This window comes from Marinicauda sp. Alg238-R41 (assembly GCF_947331485.1).
GTDB classification, from domain to species: Bacteria; Pseudomonadota; Alphaproteobacteria; order Caulobacterales; family Maricaulaceae; genus Marinicauda; species Marinicauda pacifica.
The window spans coordinates 955,280-971,990 of sequence record NZ_CAMZOJ010000001.1 but is presented as its reverse complement, the minus strand read 5'-3'; the positions used below and the strand labels follow the sequence as shown (position 1 = coordinate 971,990).

Sequence of the window (16,711 nt, the reverse complement as noted above, 5' to 3'; positions counted from 1 at the left end):
ACCGTGTCATCACGCTTCACCTTCCCGCCCTTGCGCGTCGTGCTCTTCATCGGTTTCAGCCTGGTTGCCGGTCTGGCCGCGGCGCTGAACCGCGAGGCACTTCTCGTCCTCCTGGCCGCGCCGGAAACGGAGGGACGCGCGCTTGTCGTGTTTGCCCTCGTGGCCGGGGCCTGGTTCTTCGCCTCCCAGCTGGTGCTGGCGCCATTCGGCACGGTCTCGGTGATCGCCACCAGCGCCGTGATCGGATGGCAGGCGGGCCTTCTCTATTTTGCGGCCATGGTGCTCGCGGGCCTGATCGTGCACGTGATCAGCTGGCAGACGCCTGGCCGGGCCTCGCGAACGCTGGCGCAATTCATCCGCGACCGGCGCCGCCAGGCCTTCCTGCGCCTGCTCAGCCGTCGGGCGCGCCGGCGACCCGTCCTGATGACAGCGGTGCTGCGGCTAGTCCCGGTGCTTCCAAGCGCAGGCTGCGCCATGGTGACCGGACTGTCCGGCTTCTCTCTTCGAGCGCTTCTTCTGGGCACGCTGGCAACCGGCTGGGTACGGCCGGTCCTGTTTGCGGTGTTCGGCGATCAGATCGCGATCGCCGCGCGTGAGGGCTTTGCCTGGACGAGCCTCCTCGCCAATCCGGCGCTCTGGATCTCGCTGGCCGGTCTTGGCGCGACCTCGGCCGCGCTCTGGCTGCTTCTTGCGCCGGCCGGCCCCGGGATTTCAGGGCCGCGTCAGGATCGCAATTAGCGGCGTGCCTTGAGCAAGGCCTCGACGACCTCGCGGCTCTGCGCGCCAAACTCGCCGCTTTCCAGCGCCAGGCCGACAAAGGCTTCCAGATAGCCGAGCTTGGAGCCGGTATCGTAGGTCCGCCCGGTGAAGGGGAAGGCGTGGAACGGGCTTGTCTTCATCAGCTTCAGCATGGAATCGGTGAGCTGGATTTCACCGCCTGCGCCAGGTTCCTGGGAGGCCAGCAACTGGAAGATTTCCGGCTGAAGGATATACCGGCCCGAAATCATGTAGCGCGACGGGGCGGCCTCGCGAGCCGGTTTTTCCACCATGCCGCGCATCTCGATCAGACCGGACCGGGTCTCGCCCGGCTCGATGATGCCGTACTTGGAGACGTCCTCGGCCGGAACCTCCTCGACCGAGACCAGGTTGCCGCCGACCCTGTCATAGGCTTCGACCATCTCGGCCAGGCAAGGCCGGTCATTGACCATGATCATGTCGGGCAAGAGCACGGCGAAAGGCTCGTCGCCCACAATGTCGCGCCCGCACCAGATCGCATGGCCGAGGCCGAGCGGGGCTTGTTGGCGGGTGAAGCTGAACGCGCCGGCCTCGGGCAGCAAGTCCTTGAGTTCGTCCAGCAGCGCGGTTTTCTTCTTCGCCTCCAGCCCGGCTTCCAGTTCGTACGCGCTGTCGAAATAGTCTTCGATCGCGCCCTTGTTGCGCCCGGTGACGAGGACGAAATGCTCGATCCCGGCTTCGCGCGCCTCGTCGATCACGTATTGCAGCGCGGGCCGGTCGAACACCGGCAGGAGTTCCTTGGGGATCACCTTCGTGGCGGGAAGCACGCGCGTGCCCATTCCGGCCACCGGGATGATGGCCTTGCGTACCCGTGTCATTCACGACCTCTTTTACCTGTTGAACGCCGCTGCGCCCGCAGCCGGAAACCTGAAGCAGGATAAGCCGTTTCGCCTCGCCAAGTACAGGCTTGGCAGGCCCGCCTGGATGACGCTCGGTGCATGCGAACGAGCCGGGCGATCGGCGCGGATCAGGAGCGGCCGGCGCGTCCGACACTGGTGTAGACGAAGCCGGACTCCGTCATCTGCCGCGTGTCGTAGATATTGCGCAGGTCCACAACGACATTGCCGCGCATGAGATCGTGAACCCGGTCAAGGTCGAGCGCCCTGAACTCGTTCCATTCGGTAATGAAGACCAGCGCGTCGGCACCTTCCACGCACAGATACGGGCCGGACGCGAACTTCACATTGGTGAAGTGCTTTTCCGCTTCCACAGTCCCGGCAGGATCGTAGGCGGAAATCGTCGCGCCCTGCTTCTGCAGCGCCGGGATGATGTCCAGGCTCGGCGCTTCGCGCATGTCATCGGTGTTCGGCTTGAAGGTCAGGCCGAGCACCGCGATGGATTTGCCATCGACAGAGCCGCCGCACGCCTTGACGATGCGCTCCGCCATCGCGGCCTTGCGCTTGTCGTTGATGTCGATCGTCGTCTCGACCAGTCGCACCGGGCTGCCGGCTTCCTGGGCTGTGCGGCTGAGCGCGACCGTGTCCTTGGGAAAGCACGACCCGCCATAGCCGGGACCCGCGTGAAGAAATTTCTTCCCGATCCGGTTATCCAGCCCGATGCCGCGCGCCACCTGTTGCACGTCGGCGCCCAGCGCCTCGCACAGGTCGGAAATCTCGTTGATGAAGGTAATCTTCATCGCCAGGAACGCGTTTGCCGCGTACTTGATCAGCTCCGAGGTGCGCCGTTCGGTGAACAGGATCGGGGTCTCGTTCAGGAAGAGCGGGCGGTAGAGCTCGCGCATCACCTCGCGGGCGCGATCGTCCTCCACGCCCACGACCACGCGGTCGGGCCGCTTGAAGTCCTCGATCGCCGCGCCTTCGCGCAGGAATTCCGGGTTGGAGACCACGGCAAATTCGGCGTCCGGATTCGCCTTGCGGATCACCGCTTCGACCTCGTCACCGGTTCCCACCGGCACGGTGGATTTGGTGACGACGACGGTGAACCCGTCCATCACCTTGGCGATCTCTTCTGCCGCGGCATAGACATAGCTGAGATCGGCGTGGCCATCGCCCCGGCGCGACGGGGTTCCAACGGCGATGAAAACCACATCGGCCGCGCGCACCGCTTCGGTCAGGTCCGTGGCAAAGTCCAGCCGGCCCTCGCGCATGTTGCGGTCGACGAGCAGATCGAGGCCCGGCTCATAGATCGGCACCCCGCCTGCGCGCAGCATGTCGATCTTTTCTTGGTTCTTGTCGATGCAGGTGACGTGATGGCCAAAATCGGCAAAGCACGCTCCCGAGACAAGCCCGACATACCCGGTTCCGATCATCGCAACGCGCATGGACACACTCCAGTCTGTTCGCTTTCGCCTGGCGGCAACTGATCGACCGCTACGCCATTTGAACGAAGCGGTGCAACTGTTTTCCTCCGTCTGCGCCGGTGAGGCGGACACGATTGCGAAACCGGGTGGAAGTTCAGAGCGTCTGGTCGAATTCGCCGACTTCGTCGTGACGTGCCAGCTCGCTCTGGATGGCCTGGAACACAGCCTTCACGTCCTCGGCCGAGTTCGGGCTTTCCACCACGACGACAAGGTTGGGCGTGTTCGAACTCGCTCGCACCAGGCCCCAGGCCCCGTCGCTGAGCGTGAACCGGACCCCGTTGACCGTGTTCACGTCCTCGATTGCACGCCCCGCGATTGTCTCGCCGGCCTCCTTCTTGGCCTGAAACGCGCTCACGATGCGGTCGACCACATCGTATTTCACCTCGTCGGCGCAGGCCGGGGACATGGTCGGCGAGCCGTAGCTGACCGGCAGGTCGCGGCGCAGATCGGCCATGGTCTTGGTCCCGGCCCGGTCGAGCATCTCCAGGATGACACGCGCCGCCACCAGGCCGTCGTCGTAGCCTCGGCCAATGGGCGGGCGCAGGAAGAAGTGACCCGACTTCTCGAACCCGGCGAGCGCGCCCAGCTCGTGGCTGCGCCGCTTGATATAGGAGTGGCCGGTCTTCCAGTAGTCGGTCCTGGCGCCATTGGCCTTCAGGACCGGGTCGATGGCGTAGAGCCCGGTCGATTTCACGTCGACCACGAAGACCGCGTCGGCATGACTGGCCGAAAGGTCTCGCGCCAGCATCAGTCCGACCTTGTCGGCGAAAATCTCGGTGCCCTCATTATCGACGACACCGCACCGGTCGCCATCGCCGTCGAACGCCAGGCCCACATCGGCCTTGTGCTCGAGCACCGCATCGCGCACGGCGTGCAGCATCTTCATGTCTTCCGGGTTGGGATTATAGCGCGGGAAGGTGTGATCGAGCTCGCAATCGAGCTCGATGACTTCCGCGCCCATCGCGCGCAGCGCCTTCGGCGCGAACGCACCGGCCGTGCCGTTTCCGCATGCGGCCACGACCTTGATCGGGCGTGACAGCCGGGTCTTGCCGGCCACGTCCGCGATGTAGCGTTCGAACACGCCGGTTTCGCGCACGCAGGATCCGCCGCCCCTGGCCTCGAATTCCTCGTTCAGGACGATCTGCTTCAGCCGCCCCATCTCGTCCGGCCCGAAGGTGAGCGGACGCTCGACACCCATCTTCACCCCGGTCCAGCCATTCGAGTTGTGGCTCGCCGTGACCATGGCGACGGCGGGAATGTCCAGGTCGAACTGGGCGAAATAGGCCATCGGTGACAGGGCCAGGCCGATATCGTGAACTTCGATGCCCGCCTGCATCAGTCCGACCTCGAGCGCCTGCTTCACGCCGAGCGAATATCCGCGGAAATCATGGCCGGTCACGATGCGAGGCTCGATGCCCAGCTCATGGATCAGCGTGCCGAGGCCGAGCCCCAGCGCCTGGATGCCATAAAGATTGATTTCAGGGGCTTTGTCCGAGCCGGGATGGCCGAACCACCAGCGCGCATCGTATTCGCGAAATCCGGTGGGCTTCACCAGAGCTTCAGTCTCAAATTCCCAGCTATTGGGGGTCAGGTCTGCGCGCACGATCGTGTGTATCCCTTGATGACAGGATTAGGTGCAAACCACCGAACGCGCACGCGGTCAAGCGTTCGCGCGCGCCCGGTCGCAAACAGTCCGTTTGAACGTTAGTTCTGTGCGGAAACGGGCAGGTGCAGCGCGCCCTGCACATGATCGAGGCAATCGGTAAGCGTTTGCTCCCGCCCCGTGCTGATCTCGAATACCGCCTTCTTTCCGCATCCCGCCCGTTCGGTCTGCAGAAAGACGAAATCGTCGGACTCGCGTTCCAGCCGTTGCACAAATTCATGGAGCGCTTTTTCGAACGCGTCCACCTGCCCCTCAAGGAGGGATAAGCGCAAGGATACCATCGACCTGTCCCCTTCGGTCTGCCTTTGCGAGAAAAGTGTGGACTCAAGATTGTCGGCACGGCAAGGCGCGCATCTGTGTTTGTACTGACAAAACACCACTTGTGGCTGCATGTGAGGCGTTTAGGAGACAGCCGCGCGCATCAGTCTTGCGGCAACATCTCGACCGAGACCTGGCGAATGATGACTTCGCGCGCGCCGCCTTCGGGATCGGGCCAGATGCCGATCCACTCCTGTCCATTGACCTCCCCGCGGGGGACCGACCATTCGAACGAGACCGGCTCGAATTCATCGGTGAGGGCAATTTCGCGCCAACCGGAATCTCCGTTAGCCGCCGTGAAGTACGCCAGGGCGAGCGATTCAAGGGAGGGATCGGTGCGACGAACGATTGCGCTGACACGAATTCTGCGCCCGCGGACCGCGGCCTCGAAGGGCTCGGGAACCAGAAAGCCGATACCCGCCGAATTGGCACTTTCGACCGGAGCGACCGAGGTCGTGCGAACGACCGGACTGCCGGGATGATCCGGCATGAAGCTCGCCCAGGTGCCTGGACCGGAGATGAAATCGGCAAGCGAGGCGCCTCGGTACTCGACCCGCGTGTCGGTCACGATCGGGGCAGTTCCGGCCGGCCGGATCACGAGGGCGAGAGCAATCAGGCCCGCGGTTACAAGGAGGATCAGCGGATAGAAGGCCCAGTCGGGCAAGGAAATCGCCCGCATCACGACACGCCCGCGCGCAGCAGGTCGTGAATGTGGAGGAGTCCGACAGGACGTCCATCCTCGCCGGTCACGAAAAGCTGGGTGATCTTGCGGTCTCCCGCGGTCATGCGGCGCAGCGCCTCGGCGGCGAGCAGGCCGGGCGAGGCGGTCATGGGATCGGCCGTCATGACATCCCCGGCCCGGCGCTGGGTCAGGTCCGGCGCCATGCGGCGGCGCAGATCGCCATCCGTCACGATTCCGGCCAGGCGTCCGTCCTCGCCGGTCACGCCAACGCAGCCAAAGCCCTTCTGGCTCATCTCGATCAGCGCGTCGCCCATCGAGGCCGTGAGCGCGACCAGCGGCAGTTCATCGCCGGCATGCATGAGGTCTTCAACCGAGGCGAGTGCTGCGCCGAGCGCACCGCCGGGGTGGTAACGGGCAAAATCGTTCGCCGTGAAGCCGCGCGCCTCGATCAGCGCCACCGCGAGCGCGTCTCCGGCTGCCATCATCATCGTGGTCGACGTGGTGGGCGCGCGCGTTTCCCCGCACGCCTCGGCGGCGTTCGGCATCAGAAAGACCAGGTCGGCGCCGCGCGCCAGCGCGCTGTCGGCCCCGGCCGTCATCGCGATCAGCGGCACGCCGAAGCGGCGGCAATAGGCGATGAGATCGCCCATTTCCCGCGTTTCTCCCGATTTCGACAGGGCTAGCACCGCGTCGCGGGTCGTGATCATGCCCAGATCGCCGTGGCTCGCTTCGGAGGGGTGCACGAACTGGGCCGGCGTGCCCGTCGAGGCAAAGGTCGCCGCCATCTTGCGCGCAACATGACCTGACTTGCCGACCCCGGCGCAGATCAGCCGGCCTTCCAGTCCGGCGAGCAGGCTCACGATCTCGCTGGCATCCCGGCCGATGGAGCTGCGCAGGGCGGACAACCCGGCCATTTCTGTATCCAGCGTGCGCTGCATGGAAGCCAGAACGGACTCATGGGTCAGGTCGGTCGATGTCACGGTAGAGCTTTCACCGGCTGTTTTCACAAAAGCGGGACGCCGCAGGCATCCGCTCGTCTAGCAGCGGGCGACGCGTGTTGCTAGAGCGTCATGAAGGACGCGGACGGGAGTGGAATTGCCCCGCGTATCGGTTAAACAGGCGGCCAGTTTCGAAAATATCTGAGGAGCCACCTCCCGTGACACGCCTTGTCCTGACCCGCCATGGCCAAAGCCAGTGGAACCTGGAAAACCGGTTTACCGGGTGGCACGATGTCGACCTTACCGAAGAAGGCGAAGCTCAGGCGCGCAAGGGCGGCCAGCTCATGCGCGCTGCCGGGTTCGAACCGCACTTTGCCTATACCAGCCTGCTCAAGCGTGCGATCCGCACGCTCTGGCTGGGCCTTGAGGAACTCGATCGGGTCTGGATCCCCGTCGAAAAGGACTGGCAGCTGAACGAACGCCACTACGGCGCCCTGACCGGCCTGAACAAGGCCGAGACCGCGGCCCGCCACGGCGAGGACCAGGTGCTGATCTGGCGGCGCTCCTACGACGTGCCGCCGCCCGGCGTGCCCGAAGACAGCCCGTTCCACCCCGTCCACGATGCGCGTTACAGTCATCTCGACCCGGCGCGGCTTCCTGCCACTGAAAGTCTCAAGCTCACGCTCGATCGTGTCCGGCCCTACTGGGAGACGACGATCGCGCCGCGTCTTCAGGACGGCACTGACGTGCTCGTCTCCGCTCACGGCAATTCGCTGCGGGCCCTGCTCAAACTGCTTTTCGAGGTCAGTGACGAGGCCATCACCGGCTTTGAATTTCCCACTGGAAACCCGCTCCTGATCGAGCTGGACGGTCTGCGCCCGACCCGCGCGGAGTATCTCGACCACAGCCGGGCCAGGGATCTTCCCCCCTGCCCGTGAGCACACCCGGCCTCACCCCGCGCGATCTGCGCTTCATGGACGCTGCCCTGGCGCTGGGTTTTGCCGCGCTCGGCCACACCGCGCCCAACCCGGCGGTGGGCTGCGTTCTGGTCAAGGATGGCCGGGTGGTCGGCGCCGGAGCCACGCAAGCGGGCGGACGTCCTCACGCCGAGCGCGTCGCCCTCGACCAGGCCGGTCCGTCGGCCCGCGGTGCCACCGCCTATGTCACGCTGGAGCCGTGCGCCCATCACGGCCAGACCCCGCCCTGCGCGGACGCGCTGATCGCGGCCGGGGTCGACACGGTCTTCGTTGCTGTCACCGATGACGATACACGCGTGGCCGGGGAGGGAATCGCGCGGCTCCAGCAAGCCGGAATCACGGTCGTGAGCGGGGTCAGAGAGTCACGGGCGCGCGCCCATCATGCGGGCTTCTTCTCGCGTTTGAAGACCGGACGGCCGCTGGCCCTTCATGATCAGCGCCCGGCCCTGTTCGACGCCGAGGTTTCGTTTCAAGCCGGCGAGAGCCTGGATGAGGCGCTGTTGCGCCTGGGGCAAGCGGGTGCGAACCGCGTACGCCTGACAGGCCCGGAAACACCGCGTTAAAGCCTCGCGCGTAAAGTACACGAAAGACTGGCCTGTTATGTACCGGCCAGAGACAGGCGCGGACCGACATGATGGGCAAAGGCATCACCTACGAACGCTTGAGCCAGGAGGCGGTGACCCTGGCCTGTGATCGCCATGAGCGTCTGCTCGCCGGCGAGATGGGCGGTGCTCGCGCGAACTTTGCCTACAAGGTGCTTCAGGGCCTCGACCTGTCGGGACGCAACCTCACCGATGCCGACTTTTCCGGCGCCATCATGCATGCCGCCAACTTCTCCCAGGCCAACCTGTCCAGCACGAACCTGTTTGCGGCCGACATGCGCCGGGCCAACCTGTCGGGGGCCATCCTGCGCCGGGCCGACATGCGCGGCGCGGTCCTGCGCGGGGCGAACCTGACCGGCGCAGACCTCTATCAGGCCGATATGCGCGAAGGCGCCATTGCCCAGGTCGATCGGGAAAAAGGCCTCGCCGTGATCCGGCACGAACAGCGCCCTGGCGAAGTGGCCGAAGCCAATTTCTCCGGCGCCAATCTGTCCAACTCGAAGATGACCGGCGCAATCGCGCAGCGCGCGGACTTCTCCGATGCCGTGCTGATCGGCGCGCGCATGCAGCGCGCGAACCTGCGCGGCGCACGTTTCCCCGGCGCCAATCTGGAAGGCGCGGACCTGTCTGGCTCCGACCTCAGCGGTGCGGACCTCTCCAATAGCGTGCTCATCGGCGTCAATATGACGATGTGCCAGAAGCAGGGCATGAATACCGAGGGCGCGCTCACCGACGCGCCGACCGGCCCAGCCCCGGGCGCCGACGTGGAGGAGACCGCCCAGCTTCTCAAGGAACATGCCCTGTGGTGCGAGACTGAGGGCAAGCAGGGCAAACCCTCCATCTTCAATGGCTGCGACCTGCGCGGCCTGAAGAGCCTTGCGCGCCGCAATCTCACCGCGCTTCAGGCCAAGGACGCGGTCCTTTACGGCATCGATCTGGAAGGCGCGGCCCTGCAAGGCGCCAAGCTGGCCGGCTCCGACCTGCGCATGGCGTGCCTGCGCGGCGCAGACCTTCGCGGTGCCGACCTGACCAATGCCCGGCTGAACAATGCCGACCTGCGCGAAGCCCAGCTCGGCCCGCTGCTTCTGCCCAATGACCGCATCCATCCTGCCTCTCTGGAGAGGGCAGTCCTGCGCTATGCCGACCTCTCGCGCGCGGATCTGCGCCACATCAATGCTGTTCAAGCCGACTTTTCCCATGCCAACATGCACGGCGCGAACCTGACCCAGTCCAACCTTACCGAGGCGTGCCTGGAAGATGCCCTGATGCCCGCCGATTTCCGGGCCCGGGCGCGCAATGGCGCCGCGGGCACGCGCGGTTCGGTGGCCTGACCCGCACGCCGGACGGGCACGAGCAATAATCCTCACTTTGAGCAAAAGAAGTTTCGCGGTAGGAGTAGGCGCTTAGCTCAAGAGTGGCCCTGCTTCATGTCCGTTTTCGACAATATCTACCGTCACCGCATGGCCCGTATCGCGGCCTTCGCCCCGCCGGTCGCACTCGCGCAGCCCGCTGTGAATGTGGAGCGCATCGCCGATCTCGCCCGGCACGCGCACGAGCGCCATGCGGCGGTCGCGCTGTTTCCCGAGCTTTGCATTACCGGCTATTCGCTCGACGACCTGCATCATCAAAATCCGATCCTGGACGCGGCCGAGGCCGCCACCCGTGACCTGATCGAGCAGAGCAAGGCCTGGCGCCCGCTCCTGCTCGTGGGCACCGCGGTCCGTGTTCACAGCCAGCTTTATAACTGCGCGCTGGTGATTCACCGCGGCCGCCTTCTGGGGATCGTCCCGAAAAGCTATCTGCCCAACTACCGCGAGTATTACGAGCAGCGCTGGTTTGCCGAGGCGCCGGGCGCCCTGGTCGAAAGCGTGCGTTACGCCGGTCAGGAAACCGAATTTGGCGCACGCCTGCTGTTCGAGGCCGAGGACCTGCCCGAGCTTCGCGTCCATGTGGAGATCTGCGAGGACTTGTGGGCGCCAAACCCGCCGAGCCTCGATGGCGCCTTGGCCGGCGCGACCCTCATGACCAATCTGTCGGCCTCCAATGTCACGATCGGCAAGGCGCGAGAGCGCGCGCAGCTTTGCCAGGTGCAGTCTTTCCGGTGCCTGGGCGCCTACGCATTCGCGGCTGCGGGCGTCGGCGAGAGCACGACCGACCTGGCCTGGGACGGGCAGCTGACAGTACATGAGCTCGGCCAGTCCCTGGCGCAAAGCGACCGGTTCAATCCCGACGGAACCGAGCTGTTCACCGATATCGATCTGGAGCGCATAGAGCAGGACCGCATCCGCTTTGCGACCTATCGCGACACCGCCGCGCGCGCCGCCGAACGCCTGCGCGATTTTCGTCGGGTGCGATTTGCACTCGACCTGCCGCTGGACACGCCCATCCCGACCGAGCGCGCCATCGACCGCTTTCCTTTCGTGCCGAACGACGCCGCCCGTCTCGATGAGGATTGCTTCGAGGCCTACAACATCCAGGTCCAGGGTCTCGCCCAGCGCCTGCGTTCGACCGGTATCAAGACCGCCGTCATCGGCGTGTCAGGCGGGCTGGATTCCACACAGGCGCTGATCGTCACGACCCGCGCTTTCGACCGGCTGAGGCTGGACCGCGCCAATATCCTGGCCGTGTCGCTGCCCGGCTTTGCCACCAGCGACAAGACGGCCGGTAACGCCACGGCGCTGATCGAGGGTCTGGGCGTCACGCACAAGAGCATCGATATCCGCCCGGCCGCCGAACGCATGCTGGAGGATCTCGACCACCCCTATTCCGAAGGCAAGGCGCAGTACGACCGGACATTCGAAAACGTCCAGGCCGGGCTGCGCACCGACTATCTTTTCCGCTTGGCCAATCACCATGACGGCCTGGTCGTGGGCACGGGCGACCTGTCGGAGCTGGCGCTGGGCTGGTGCACCTATGGCGTCGGCGACCAGATGGCCCACTACAACGTCAACGCGGCCGTGGCCAAGACGCTGATCCAGCACCTCATCGCATGGGTCGCCCGGCGCGAGGAGTTCGGCGCGCCCGTTTCAAAAACGCTCAACGCCATTCTGGAAACCGAAATCTCTCCGGAGCTCATTCCTTCGGCGGCCGACGAGCCGCTGCAAAGCACCGAAAGCACGATCGGACCGTATTCGCTGCAGGACTTCAACCTGCACCACGCCATGCGTTTCGGTCTCGGGCCGGCGAAGATCGCCTTCCTGGCCGAACGCGCGTGGAGCGACCGCACACGCGGCGACTGGCCCTCCCACATCGCGATCGACAAGCAGGGCGAGTACACGCTGGAGGAAATCGTTCGCTGGCTCGAAGTCTTCTGCTGGCGCTTTTTCCAGACCTCGCAGTTCAAACGTTCCGCCATGCCCAACGGGCCTAAGGTCACCTCGGCCGGGGCATTGTCTCCGCGCGGAGACTGGCGCATGCCGTCCGACAGCTCGGCGAGGGTCTGGATGGACGAGCTGGCCGCGCTGCGCTGCGAGCTGGACCTGCCCGCGTCCTCATCATCGGGCGCCTCATAGAAAAGCGCGTCCGCAAGGGGGGTGCGGACGCGCTTCATACTGCCTGTCTTGAGAAAGCAAGAGCCGGTGTCCGGCACTCTGGCGAGCAGGGGAGACCCGCGGTGCCGGACCGGGCTCTCAGCCGATCAGGCGGCCGACTTCTTGCCGCCCTGGATCAGCTTCGCGCCGGATTTCGACTGCCCGTTAATGGCAATCTGGCGCGGCTTCTTGGCTTCAGGGACCTCACGCTCAAGGCGCACGGTCAGCATGCCGTGCTTCAGCTCCGCATCGCGGACCTGAACATGGTCGGCGAGATGGAAGCGGCGTTCGAACCCGCGCTCGGCAATGCCGCGATGCAGGAAGGTGCGCGACGTGTCTTCGTCGGCGCGGTCGCGCTTTCCGGCCACGGTCAGCACGTTTTCCTGAACCTCAAGCTCGAGATCGTCTTCGGAGAAACCGGCGACAGCGAGTTCGATGCGGAACTCGTTCTCGTCGGTCTGCTCGATGTTATACGGGGGGTATCCGGACCCGCCTTCCAGCTTGGACGCGGTATCCATCATGTTGGCCAGACGGTCGAAACCGACAATCGTCCGGTAAAGCGGGGAAAAGTCCACAGTACGCATTCTAGATCCTCCAGTGAGCGATCAACGTTGATGTGAAGCCGGCCCGCATGAGGCGGCACCGGCCGGGTGGTAGGCGAAGACCCCATGAGGCGGTCTTCGCCAAAATATTTGGGTAACGATTTCCGCCTGTGCAAGAGGGCCGGGCAAAAACCGGTCAACACCCTTGATTTTTCAGGCAAGGACACGGCTTGATGCGGGTCTTGCTTTCCAGCTCTGGTATGGGATTTTCAATGCGCTATTCAGTTTGCACCCTCGCCCTCTGCACCCTGCTCGCTGCCTGCGGCGGCCAGGACGACACCATGCCCGAAACCTCGGACGAAGAGACGGCTGCGCCCGCCGAGGGTGCGGAAGGCGCCGCCAACGGCGAGGCCGGGGAGGAGACCGAAGCCGAGGCCGGCCTGCTGGAACAGGCCCCCTACGGCTCGCTCGCCTGGGCGGTCGAAGGCGACTGGCGCGGCGATCAGACAGAGCGCGACGAGTGGCGCAATCCTCAGGAAACAATCGAGTTTCTTGACATCGATCCGTCCGGCACCATCGTCGAGATCTGGCCGGGCGCCGGCTGGTACACCCAGGTGCTGGCCCCGTGGATCGCCGCGAACGAGGGACGCTACGTCGCCGCCTACTTCCCGACCGCCGGTGAGGAGCGCCTGATCGCCTTCCGCGACAATTATGTCGAGCGCTTCTCCGACCCGCGCTACGGCGAGGTCGAGATGACCGAGTTCGGCCCGGAAACCGGACCTATCCTGGCGCCCGGCAGCGCCGACGCCGTCCTCACCTTCCGCAACGTGCACAACTGGATGTCGCGGGGCTTTGCGGAGAAGGCCTTTGCCGATTTCTACGAGGTGCTGGCGCCCGGCGGCGTGCTGGGTGTGGTCGAGCACCGCCTGCCCGCGAGCCGCGAGCAGGATCCGCGTGCGGCCAGCGGCTATGTTCAGGAAGACTATGTCGTCGCGCTGGCGCAGGAGGCCGGCTTCGAACTGGTTGAAGCCAGCGAGATCAACGCCAACCCGGCCGATGCCGCCGACCACCCGTTCGGCGTCTGGACCCTGCCTCCGGTCTCGCGCATCGGCGAGGATGCAGGCGAGGATTTCGATCCAGACTATTACACGAGCATCGGGGAATCGGACCGCATGACGCTGCGCTTCGTGAAGCCGGCGGCCGGCGATGAGGCCGCGGACGGGTCGAGCGAGTCGGTCGAAGACGACAGCGACACCGGCGAAAACGGCGAAGACACCGAAGGCTGACGCCCGTGCCCGGCCCCGTCGCCTACCGGGCGGCGGGGCGCAGCACGTCCAGCGCTTCGCGGTGCAGCGCCGCGGTGGCCGCGGCAACGACCTGGCCGGTCTCGAACGTGTCGCGGCCGCGCCAGTCGGTCACGACGCCTCCGGCTCCGCGCACCACCGGCACCAGAGCCGCTATATCCCAGGGCTGCAACTCGCTCTCCACGACCAGGTCCAGACCGCCCGCAGCGATCATCGCATAGGCATAGGCATCCAGGCCGAAGCGCATCAGGCGCACCCGGCCGCGGACCGCCTCGAACGCGTCCGCTTCCGCGCCCTTGAACAGGTACGGATCGGTCGTCGCGGCCAGCGCGTCCTTGAGATGCTTTGTCGAGCGCGTGGTCAGTGCGCGGCGGCGCGCCTCGTGCACCAGCTCGGCCTGAAGATGGCCGTCATGGGCAATCGCGCAGAAACGCTCGCCAATATGGGGCTGGTCGATCACCGACAGCACCGGACCGTGGTCCTGCGTCGTCAGCGAGATCAGCACCGTCCAGGTCGGCACCCCGGCAATGAAGGCGCGCGTGCCATCGATCGGGTCGAGAACCCAGGTCCGCCCGCTCGTGCCTTGCGTGTGGCCGCCCTCCTCGCCCAGCACAGCGTCCATCGGGTAGCGGTTCTCGATCAGGGCCCGAAGCCGGGCCTCGATGGCCCGGTCCGCTTCGGTCACGGGATCGAAGCCGCCCGCATCCTTGTTGTCGGCCTGCAGGCCGGCACGAAAACGAGACCGCGCACAGTCGCGCGCGGCCTCGGCAAGATCTTCGGCAAAGACGAGATCGGCTTTAAGAGAATCCAGGGACATTCAGACCGGCTCTTGCGCGTCCCGGAGATCCGGGATGCGAAGGCCTCACGCCACGTCGCTGTCGGCCGAGCGTTCGCTCGGATCGAGCGAACGGGCCAGATCCAGCAGACGGCGGCGCGGACGCTCCTTGAGACGGTAATAGGCGCGCACCAGGTCGACCGTTTCCTTCTTCGACAGAATGTCAGGCTCCAGCGAGTCCTCCTGCGGCACTGCAGCAGGACCGCGCCCCTCGATGCCTTCATAGAAATACTGCACCGGCACGTCGAGCGCTTCAGCGAGTTCGAACAGGCGGCTGGCGCTGACGCGATTGGCGCCGCACTCGTATTTCTGCACTTGCTGGAATCTGATGCCCACCGCATCGGCAAGTTGGGACTGGGTAAGCCCCAGCAGGCGCCGGCGGCGGCGCAGGCGCTTGCCTACATGATGGTCGATCTCGTTGGTCATAGGCCGGTTTCCCTCACGATTAGACGACTGGCTCTAATTCTGTCTTCCCCCCGGTGCGACAGACGGTCATCAATTGACAATTTACATCAGACATACACGCCCTGCGCGTCTTTTGGAATTGAAATTCCACAGTACGCTGAATCGGAACTTCGTCATCGGCGCCTATTCCGCAGCGGCACGTGTCGCCTCGCCATAGCTCATAATGTCCTGCGCCCACTTGTCCAGCGCCGCGGCCAAACGGGGCCACTTCGCAGATCGCTCGACACGCGATTCGTCCAGATAGAGCGCGCGATTGATCTCGACCTGCAACACGTGAACGCCTGCGTCCGGCCGCCCGTAATATTCGGTCGTATACCCGCCGGCATAGGGCCGGTTTCGCACGACGCCGAGCCCGACCCGGCGGAAGGCCTGCTCGGCGTGTTCGACCAGGCCCGGCGCGCAGGAGACGCCAAACCGGTCTCCCAGCACAATATCGGCGCCGCGCGCACTGCCCGAGGGCATGGAATGGCAATCGATCACAACCGCCTCGCCGAACTGGTCGCGCACGATCGCGATCTCCTGCTTCAGCGCGGCGTGATAGGGATCGTAGTGCCGGCGTACGCGCTCCAGCGCCTCGTCAAGCGAGATACGGCCGGCATAGATGGCCCGCCCGTCCGCTGCCAGGCGAGGCACCACGCCGAGGCCCGCTGCGGCGCGCGCGGTGACAGGTCCGGCCTCGGAGGGCAGCCTGCGGTCGAACATTGCAGGATCGAGCTCCCATCGTGCCCGGTTGGGATCGACGAAGGCGCGCGGAAAGGTCGCGGCCACCAGCGAGGCGCCGTACCGGGGCACCGCCTCGAACAGCTGGTCGAGATAGGCGTCTTCCGAACGGCGCAGCAGGGAGACCGGCAGCGCGGCGCGCGCCAGGAAATCGGCCGTGTAATCGCGTCCCGAATGGGGGGAAGCAAACACGAAGCGCGAGCTGCGCACTCGGGGCCTGTCGATGCGGACCGGGTTGCTGGACGATGACGAAGGGCTGGACGAAGCGCTCATGGCGTTAACTTTCAAGACTCACCCCGCCGGGGTCAAACGATAGTTGAACCGGTTTCATCGGAACTAACAGCGCGTTCAGGGGAATTTTACCTCGCCGGTATATGTTTCCCTCCAAGCAACACGACGCCAAGAGGAACAGGCATGGCCCGCATTCTGCTCGCTGAAGACGACCACTCCATGCGCGACTTTCTGACCAAGGCGCTCAAGCGCGCCGGTCATGAGGTCGAGCCGGTTGGAGACGGGGAAGAAGGCCTCGAGGCCCTTGGCGACCGGGCCGGCGTCTTCGACCTGCTTCTGACCGACATCGTGATGCCCGGCGTGGACGGGATCGAACTGGCGCGCCGCGCCGCCGAAATCGACCCGGGGCTGAAGATCATGTTCATCACCGGCTTCGCCGCCGTGGCCCTCAATGCCGGCTCGAACGCGCCCAAGGATGCCAAGGTTCTGTCCAAACCCTTCCACCTGCGCGACCTGGTCGACGAGGTCGCCCGCGTGATGGAAGCGGCCTGAGCGGTCCCGAACCGTCTTGCCGGACCGGGCGGATGCAACCCGCCGGATGACACACGCCGGGGAAGTTCACATAGCGCCTTGTCAGGGCCAATTGGCCCCGTTATAGGAACGCTCCCTTCGGTTGGGGCGCGTAGCTCAGTTGGTTAGAGCACTACGTTGACATCGTAGGGGTCACAAGTTCGAATCTTGTCGCGCCCACCATCCGAAATTCCCGAAATAACCGGCGAGATGCCGCCC

17 protein-coding genes and 1 tRNA gene are annotated in these 16,711 nt (G+C 65.3%); 8 read left to right on the top strand and 10 right to left on the bottom strand.

The window, feature by feature from the left end:
* The first annotated feature begins 3 nt into the window (after positions 1 to 3).
* Positions 4 to 738: a VTT domain-containing protein gene (locus PGP17_RS04505; protein WP_270374400.1), complete on the top strand. Its 735-nt coding sequence runs from the start codon at positions 4 to 6 to the stop codon at positions 736 to 738.
* Here PGP17_RS04505 and galU read toward each other — a convergent pair.
* The 6 genes from galU to PGP17_RS04475 form a co-directional block, all read right to left on the bottom strand.
* On the bottom strand, positions 735 to 1,613 hold the full coding sequence (galU, locus tag PGP17_RS04500; RefSeq protein WP_270374399.1) for a UTP--glucose-1-phosphate uridylyltransferase GalU: 879 nt from the start codon (positions 1,611 to 1,613) through the stop codon (positions 735 to 737). The genes PGP17_RS04505 and galU overlap by 4 nt on opposite strands.
* 149 nt (positions 1,614 to 1,762) lie before the next feature.
* The gene (locus PGP17_RS04495) at positions 1,763 to 3,076 is read right to left on the bottom strand and encodes a UDP-glucose dehydrogenase family protein (protein WP_270374398.1); all 1,314 of its coding nucleotides are present in this window, start codon (positions 3,074 to 3,076) and stop codon (positions 1,763 to 1,765) included.
* 133 nt (positions 3,077 to 3,209) lie between these two features.
* Positions 3,210 to 4,718, bottom strand: coding sequence for a phosphomannomutase/phosphoglucomutase (locus PGP17_RS04490; protein WP_270374397.1), 1,509 nt, complete (start codon positions 4,716 to 4,718; stop codon positions 3,210 to 3,212).
* A gap of 101 nt (positions 4,719 to 4,819) precedes the next feature.
* Positions 4,820 to 5,170, bottom strand: coding sequence for a hypothetical protein (locus PGP17_RS04485; RefSeq protein WP_270374396.1), 351 nt, complete (start codon positions 5,168 to 5,170; stop codon positions 4,820 to 4,822).
* A gap of 29 nt (positions 5,171 to 5,199) precedes the next feature.
* Positions 5,200 to 5,775: a hypothetical protein gene (locus PGP17_RS04480; protein WP_270374395.1), complete on the bottom strand. Its 576-nt coding sequence runs from the start codon at positions 5,773 to 5,775 to the stop codon at positions 5,200 to 5,202.
* Positions 5,775 to 6,743 (bottom strand): KpsF/GutQ family sugar-phosphate isomerase, encoded by a 969-nt coding sequence (locus tag PGP17_RS04475; RefSeq protein WP_442915134.1) that lies wholly within the window; start codon positions 6,741 to 6,743, stop codon positions 5,775 to 5,777. Before PGP17_RS04475 ends, PGP17_RS04480 begins: the two co-directional genes overlap by 1 nt.
* 191 nt (positions 6,744 to 6,934) lie before the next feature.
* Here PGP17_RS04475 and gpmA point away from each other — a divergent pair, with 191 nt between their 5' ends.
* The 4 genes from gpmA (at position 6,935) to PGP17_RS04455 (ending at position 11,807) form a co-directional block, all read left to right on the top strand.
* Positions 6,935 to 7,654, top strand: a complete 720-nt coding sequence (gene gpmA, locus PGP17_RS04470; RefSeq protein WP_270374393.1) for a 2,3-diphosphoglycerate-dependent phosphoglycerate mutase — start codon at positions 6,935 to 6,937, stop codon at positions 7,652 to 7,654.
* The gene (gene ribD / locus PGP17_RS04465) at positions 7,651 to 8,256 is read left to right on the top strand and encodes a bifunctional diaminohydroxyphosphoribosylaminopyrimidine deaminase/5-amino-6-(5-phosphoribosylamino)uracil reductase RibD (RefSeq protein ID WP_270374392.1); all 606 of its coding nucleotides are present in this window, start codon (positions 7,651 to 7,653) and stop codon (positions 8,254 to 8,256) included. The genes gpmA and ribD overlap by 4 nt, the downstream gene beginning before the upstream one ends.
* Positions 8,257 to 8,324: 68 nt before the next feature.
* Positions 8,325 to 9,626, top strand: coding sequence for a pentapeptide repeat-containing protein (locus PGP17_RS04460; protein ID WP_135945261.1), 1,302 nt, complete (start codon positions 8,325 to 8,327; stop codon positions 9,624 to 9,626).
* Positions 9,627 to 9,722: 96 nt separating this feature from the next.
* A complete protein-coding gene (locus tag PGP17_RS04455; protein ID WP_270374391.1) occupies positions 9,723 to 11,807 on the top strand; it encodes an NAD(+) synthase in 2,085 nt (694 codons plus the stop codon).
* Positions 11,808 to 11,932: 125 nt separating this feature from the next.
* Here PGP17_RS04455 and PGP17_RS04450 read toward each other — a convergent pair whose 3' ends face one another.
* The gene (locus PGP17_RS04450; protein WP_135945263.1) at positions 11,933 to 12,409 is read right to left on the bottom strand and encodes an Hsp20 family protein; all 477 of its coding nucleotides are present in this window, start codon (positions 12,407 to 12,409) and stop codon (positions 11,933 to 11,935) included.
* 191 nt (positions 12,410 to 12,600) lie between these two features.
* On the opposite strand from PGP17_RS04450, the gene PGP17_RS04445 reads away from it, so the two are divergent.
* Entirely contained in the window at positions 12,601 to 13,653 is a 1,053-nt protein-coding gene (locus PGP17_RS04445; protein ID WP_270374390.1) for a class I SAM-dependent methyltransferase, read from the top strand.
* A 22-nt stretch (positions 13,654 to 13,675) separates the two neighbouring features.
* Here the strand turns inward: PGP17_RS04445 and hisN are convergent, their stop codons facing one another.
* The 3 genes from hisN to PGP17_RS04430 all read right to left on the bottom strand — a co-directional run bounded on the left by hisN (position 13,676) and on the right by PGP17_RS04430 (position 15,964).
* Entirely contained in the window at positions 13,676 to 14,488 is an 813-nt protein-coding gene (hisN, locus tag PGP17_RS04440; RefSeq protein ID WP_135945264.1) for a histidinol-phosphatase, read from the bottom strand.
* A gap of 45 nt (positions 14,489 to 14,533) precedes the next feature.
* A complete protein-coding gene (locus PGP17_RS04435; RefSeq protein ID WP_135945265.1) occupies positions 14,534 to 14,932 on the bottom strand; it encodes a helix-turn-helix domain-containing protein in 399 nt (132 codons plus the stop codon).
* A 162-nt stretch (positions 14,933 to 15,094) separates the two neighbouring features.
* Positions 15,095 to 15,964: an N-formylglutamate amidohydrolase gene (locus tag PGP17_RS04430; protein WP_270374389.1), complete on the bottom strand. Its 870-nt coding sequence runs from the start codon at positions 15,962 to 15,964 to the stop codon at positions 15,095 to 15,097.
* Positions 15,965 to 16,105: 141 nt separating this feature from the next.
* Between PGP17_RS04430 and cpdR the strand changes: the two genes are divergently transcribed.
* Positions 16,106 to 16,474, top strand: coding sequence for a cell cycle two-component system response regulator CpdR (cpdR, locus tag PGP17_RS04425; RefSeq protein ID WP_135945267.1), 369 nt, complete (start codon positions 16,106 to 16,108; stop codon positions 16,472 to 16,474).
* A gap of 124 nt (positions 16,475 to 16,598) precedes the next feature.
* A tRNA-Val gene (locus PGP17_RS04420) sits at positions 16,599 to 16,675 on the top strand.
* The last annotated feature ends 36 nt before the right edge of the window (positions 16,676 to 16,711 follow it).